General features: G+C 67.8%; 7 protein-coding genes. 6 read left to right on the forward strand and 1 reads right to left on the reverse strand.

Annotation, left to right across the window (positions count from 1 at the left end; all coding sequences use genetic code 11):
• Window positions 1-11: 11 nt before the first annotated feature.
• Complete coding sequence (gene surE / locus KBZ07_RS15705) at window positions 12-824, reverse strand: 5'/3'-nucleotidase SurE (protein WP_254932487.1); 813 nt, start codon at window positions 822-824, stop codon at window positions 12-14.
• 82 nt (window positions 825-906) lie between these two features.
• On the opposite strand from surE, the gene pheS reads away from it, so the two are divergent.
• From pheS to KBZ07_RS15735, 6 genes are all read left to right on the forward strand, one after another.
• Window positions 907-1914, forward strand: a complete 1008-nt coding sequence (pheS, locus tag KBZ07_RS15710) for a phenylalanine--tRNA ligase subunit alpha (RefSeq protein ID WP_254932488.1) — start codon at window positions 907-909, stop codon at window positions 1912-1914.
• A gap of 73 nt (window positions 1915-1987) precedes the next feature.
• Window positions 1988-2905 carry an NAD(+) kinase gene (locus KBZ07_RS15715; protein ID WP_254932489.1) on the forward strand — a complete coding sequence of 306 codons (918 nt, stop codon included), beginning with the start codon at window positions 1988-1990 and terminating at the stop codon, window positions 2903-2905.
• Entirely contained in the window at window positions 2902-3570 is a 669-nt protein-coding gene (locus KBZ07_RS15720; protein WP_254932490.1) for a response regulator transcription factor, read from the forward strand. Before KBZ07_RS15715 ends, KBZ07_RS15720 begins: the two co-directional genes overlap by 4 nt.
• Window positions 3570-4070, forward strand: a complete 501-nt coding sequence (locus tag KBZ07_RS15725; protein ID WP_396124132.1) for a DUF192 domain-containing protein — start codon at window positions 3570-3572, stop codon at window positions 4068-4070. Before KBZ07_RS15720 ends, KBZ07_RS15725 begins: the two co-directional genes overlap by 1 nt.
• Before the next feature lie 70 nt (window positions 4071-4140).
• Window positions 4141-4623 (forward strand): helix-turn-helix transcriptional regulator, encoded by a 483-nt coding sequence (locus KBZ07_RS15730; RefSeq protein ID WP_254932491.1) that lies wholly within the window; start codon window positions 4141-4143, stop codon window positions 4621-4623.
• The coding region (locus KBZ07_RS15735) for a nucleotidyl transferase AbiEii/AbiGii toxin family protein (RefSeq protein ID WP_254932492.1) at window positions 4610-5321 on the forward strand (712 nt) is incomplete at its 3' end. The genes KBZ07_RS15730 and KBZ07_RS15735, both read left to right, overlap by 14 nt.

Genomic DNA, 5321 nt, shown 5'->3' on the forward strand with positions numbered 1-5321 from the left:
CTGCAGCGGGTTTACCGCTCCACCTGAGCCAGCAGACCACTCAGATCAGGCAGGTCGCGGGTCACCCCACGCCAGAAGATGTCGGGTTGGAGCGGGGTCAGCGAAGGGGCACCGGTATTGATCTGGGCAACATCGGTGGGCCAGCTTTCTGGCCCGGAAACCTGGGCTTCGAGGTCATTGACCACCTCCCCTGCCAGCCAGTAGTAGGTGTGCCCGCGCGGGTCCACCCGCTGCTCGAACTGGTCGGTGTAGCGGCGCACCGCCGAGCGACACCAGCGCAACGGCCCGATCGCCTCGGGGGGCCGGGCGGGCACGTTGAGGTTGAGCAACATGTTGTCGGGCCAACCCTCCGCCAGCATGGCCTCGGCCACATCCAGGGCCAGCCTGGCCGCTGCAGCAAACTGACGCCACTGGAAGTCGGCGCTGCTCACCGCCAGGGCGGGCAGGCCCTCGATCGTTCCCTCCATCGCCGCGCTGACGGTGCCGGAGTACAGGATGTCGGTGCCCAGGTTGGGCCCGTGGTTGATGCCGGAGAGCACCAGATCCGGCCACTCATCAAGGAGGGAAAAGAGGGCCAGCTTGACGCAGTCGGAGGGGGTGCCACTGCAGGCCCAGGCCTGGACGCCGTCATCAAACAACTCATCGGCCCTCTCCGCCCGAATCGGAGTCTGCAGGGTGAGGCCATGGCCGGTGGCGGAGCGCTCCTGGTCTGGACACACCACGCTCACCTGGTGGCCGCGGGCCAGGGCTGCATTTGCAAGAGTGCGGATCCCCTCGGCGAAAACGCCGTCGTCGTTGCTGATCAGGATCCTCAACGGTGCCATCGGTCGAAGGGCGATCTCGCCGCAACGTAACGGCCCAGCGCTGGGGCGCCTACTTAAAGTCTCGTCTCCCTCCGCACCTGCCGTGAGCGCCACCGTGTCCCTGCAGCAGCTCACCGATCAGCTTGTGGCGCTTGAAAGCGAGGCGGCAGCTGAGATCTCCGCTGCCACAACCGCCGCCGAGCTGGAGGAGCTGCGGGTGGGCCTGCTGGGCAAGAAGGGGCGCCTCTCCGGCCTGCTGGGGGCCATGGGCAAGTTGCCCGGCGACGAACGCCCCCTGATCGGCCAGCGGGCCAACGTGCTCAAGGAGCAGGTGCAAAACCTGCTCGGCGAGCGGCTGAAAGCGGTGAAAACCGCTGCCATGGCAGAGCGCATCGCCCGGGAGAGCCTGGATGTCACGGCCCCCTGCAGCTACACCCCAGCGGGGCATCGCCACCCGCTGATCAGCACGATCGAAGAGATCGTCGACATCTTCAGTGGGCTGGGGTATCGGGTTTCAGAGGGGCCTGAGATCGAAACCGACCACTACAACTTCAGCGCCCTCAACATCCCGGAGCACCATCCGGCCCGGGATATGCAGGACACCTTTTACCTGGGGGAGGGCCGCCTACTGCGCACCCACACTTCCCCGGTGCAGATCCGCTACCTGGAACAGAACCCGCCGCCGGTGCGGGTGGTCGCCCCTGGCCGGGTGTATCGGCGCGACCCGGTGGATGCCACCCATTCGCCGGTGTTCCACCAGGTGGAGGTGCTGGCCATCGATGAGGGCCTGGATTTCAGCCACCTGCGCGGCACCGTGACGGCCTTCCTGCAGCAGTTTTTTGGCGACCTGCCCGTGCGCTTCCGGGCCAGCTACTTCCCCTTCACCGAGCCCAGCGCCGAGGTGGATGTGCAGTGGCGGGGCCGCTGGCTGGAGGTGATGGGCTGCGGCATGGTCGACCCCGCCGTGCTAAGCGGCATGGGCCTCGATCCGGAACGCTGGAGCGGCTTTGCGGCGGGCCTGGGGGTGGAGCGGTTCTGCATGGTGCGCCACGGCATCGATGACATCCGCCGTCTTTACACCAGCGACCTGCGCTTTCTGGAGCAGTTTTAGGACAACAGGAGCCCTGGGGCGAACTAGCTGAAACTGGGCCCATAAACTCAGGCAACTCCCCGCCCCCCGATCGGTGCCCCGCGTCGGACTGATCGTGAATGACGGCAAGGGCGTGGCCCTGGCCACTGCCGATGCCATCGAGGCCCGATTCAAGGCGGCCGGCTATGGCGTGGTGCGGGTGAGCAGCTCCGGCGGCATGGTGGGTTTCGCCAACCCAGACCAGCACCTGCGCAGCCGCGGGTATGCGGCCTGCGTGCCGGCAAACTTCGCCCCCGACCTCAGCCTGGCCGTGGTGCTCGGCGGCGACGGAACCGTGCTCTCGGCCGCCCGCCAAACCGCACCCATCGGCGTGCCGATCCTCACGGTCAACACCGGCCATCTGGGCTTTCTGGCTGAGGCCTACCTCAACGAGCTGGAGGCGGCGCTGGACCAGGTGCTCAGCGGCGAGTGGACGGTGGAGGAGCGCACGATGCTGATCGTCAGCGTGATGCGCGGCGAGCAACGCCGCTGGGAAGTGCTCTGTCTCAACGAGATGGCCCTACACCGCGAGCCCCTCACCTCGATGTGCCACTTCGAGATCGCCATCGGCCGCCACGCCCCCGTGGACATCGCCGCAGACGGCGTGATCCTCGCCACCCCAACGGGCTCCACCGCCTATGCCCTCAGCGCCGGCGGCCCGGTGATCACGCCCGACTGTCCCGTGCTGCAGCTCACGCCGATCGCACCCCACTCGCTGGCATCGCGGGCCCTGGTCTTCAGCGACCGGGAGCCGGTGACCGTGTTTCCAGCCACCCCCGAGCGGCTGATGATGGTGGTCGATGGCAGTGCCGGCAGTTACATCTGGCCCGAAGACCGGGTGCTGGTGCGGCGCAGCGAGCAACCGGCCCGCTTTGTGCGCCTGGCAGACCACGAGTTTTTTCAGGTGCTGCGCAACAAGCTCGGCTGGGGGTTGCCCCATGTGGCCAAACCCGGCAACGGCATGGCCCCATGAGTGAACCGCTGATACTGCTGGTGGGGGAGGAAGCTGAAGCCTTGGCCGCGCGGCTGGAGGCCTCTGGATACACCTGCAGCACCCCTGCCCCCGCCCCTGCAGCCCCGGCACCCGATGCGGTGCTGCTCTCCGCCGACCAGGCCGGCCGCATCCCGGCGTTGCGGGCCCAATGGGGCGACTTGCCCCTGCTGCTCGATGTGGGCGAGGACACGGTGGAGGCCCGGGTTCTCTGCCTCAGTTCCGGCGCCAACGACTTCTGGCTCTCCAGCCTTGGCCCCAGCGATCTGCTGATGCGCTTGAGGTTGCACCTGGACCGCAGCCGCCGCACCAATATTCCAGTCCAGCTGCTGCAGGTGGGCGACCTGGTGGTGAACCCCAGCACCCGTCAGGTCAAGCGGGGATCCCGGCCCGTGGGCCTCACGGCGCGCGAATACCAACTGCTAATGCTGCTGCTGGAGCGCAAGGGCACGGTGGTGGGCCGGGACCTGATCCTGCGCCAGGTGTGGAATGACGACCAGGGCACCACCAGCAACGTGATCGAGGTGTATGTGCGCTACTTGCGCCACAAGCTCGAAGAGGGAGGCGAGCAGCGACTGATCCACACAATCCGGGGCCAGGGCTACTGCCTGAGCCAGGGCATGCCCCAGTTGGAGGGCAGCGCCTGATGGGAGGGCGGGGCTGGCAAGGGCTGGTGCCAGGCCTGGCCATGTATGGAGTGGCCCTGTCTGGGGTGGCGGCCCTGCTCTGCGGCTTCACACCGCCGCCCCAGCAGCTGCCGATCGAGGCCCGCTGGTGCCTGGAGAACGGCCGTTGCCTCGAGCTGGAAGTGGCCGATGAATCCCACGAACAGAGCAGGGGCATGCAACTCCGGGGTCCCCTGCCGCCCCTGCGGGGCATGTGGTTCCCCTACAGCCCACCCTCCCTGGCCCGCTTCTGGATGCACCGCACCCCCGAGCCCCTCGACATGGTTTTTGTGCTGGGCGGCCGTGTGGTAGCCATTGAGGCCCATGCCCAACCCTGCATGCGCCTGCCCTGCCGCAGCTATGGCCCCGACCAGGCCGTGGACGGCGTGCTGGAGCTGGCCGCCGGCCAGGCCGAAGCACTCGGGATCAGGGTGGGCACCCCGGTGCGGATTGAGGCACTTGGGGGCCCGGCTACACCCTGAGCTGCACCCTGAACTGCGGCCGGGAGCCATCCGGTTGACTAGAATGGGAAACGTCTGAGCTGGTGATCCAGTGCCATCCGCCGCGCCTCCTCCCCAGGGACGTTGCCCCCAGCGCCTGGGGGCCATCGGCGGGCGCATCCGGCGGCGGCGGCGGGAGCTTGGTATCAGTGCGATGGCCACCGCTGCAGCTGCGGGGGTTTCAAGGGTGACGCTGCACCGCATCGAGACGGGCGCAGCGTCGGTGTCGCTAGGGGCACTGATAAATGTTCTGGAGGCCCTCGATCTGTCCCTGGGCCAGCTGGAGGGCCAGGAGGACGGCGGAGCTGAAGCTGGAGCCGCAGCACAAGGGGAGACGATCGCTCTGGCCGCCTATCCCCTGCTGCGCCAGCTGGCCTGGCACGTGCAGGGCACCGGCACCCTGAGCGCGGCGGAAGCGGCCGCCCTCTACGCCCGCCAGCGCCGGCGGCTGGATCTGGAGCCGCTGCAGCCCCACGAGCGCCAGCTGATCAGCACACTGCAGCAACCAGCTGCGACGAACGATGTTCCGGCTTGAGCACCACCGCCGCATCGCCGGCCTGCTGGAGCAGCTCAATGCAGAGCTGCTGCTGGGGCACCACTGCCTGTTCGGTGGCGGCACGGCGATCGCCCTGCGCTACGGGGAGTTCCGCCAGTCGGTGGATGTGGATCTGCTGGTGTCCGACCGGCAGGGCTACCGGGAACTGCGCCAGCTCATCCGGCGGCACAACAGCCTCCAGCCCCTATGGAAGGATCCCCGACACCCCCTCGAGGAGAGCCGAGAGCCGCTCACAGACCAATACGGCATCCGGGCGGGCGTGGTGGTGGCGGGGGTGGCCATCAAACTTGAAATCGTGCTGGAGGGGCGGATCTGCCTGGAGCCGCCGGGCCCGCAGGATGTAGTGGCCGGTGTTGCCTCCCTGACCCTGAGCGACATGATCTGCAGCAAGTTGCTGGCCAACTCCGACCGCTGGAATGACGATGGTGTGTTCAACCGTGATCTGATCGATCTGGCCCACCTACCCCTGACCCCGGGCCTCTGGCGGCGCGCGCTGGCCAAGGCGGAAGACGCCTATGGGGATGCAATCCGCATCGATCTGGACAAGGCCCTCAAGCGGCTCCAGCAGCGTGAAGGCTGGCTGGAGCGCTGCCGTGAGGTGCTAGCGATAGAAGCCCCACGGGCGGCCCTGTGGCAGCGGCTTCTCAATCTGCAGCGGTTGGCAGCCGCCCCTTCAG

This window comes from Cyanobium sp. BA20m-14, assembly GCF_024346295.1.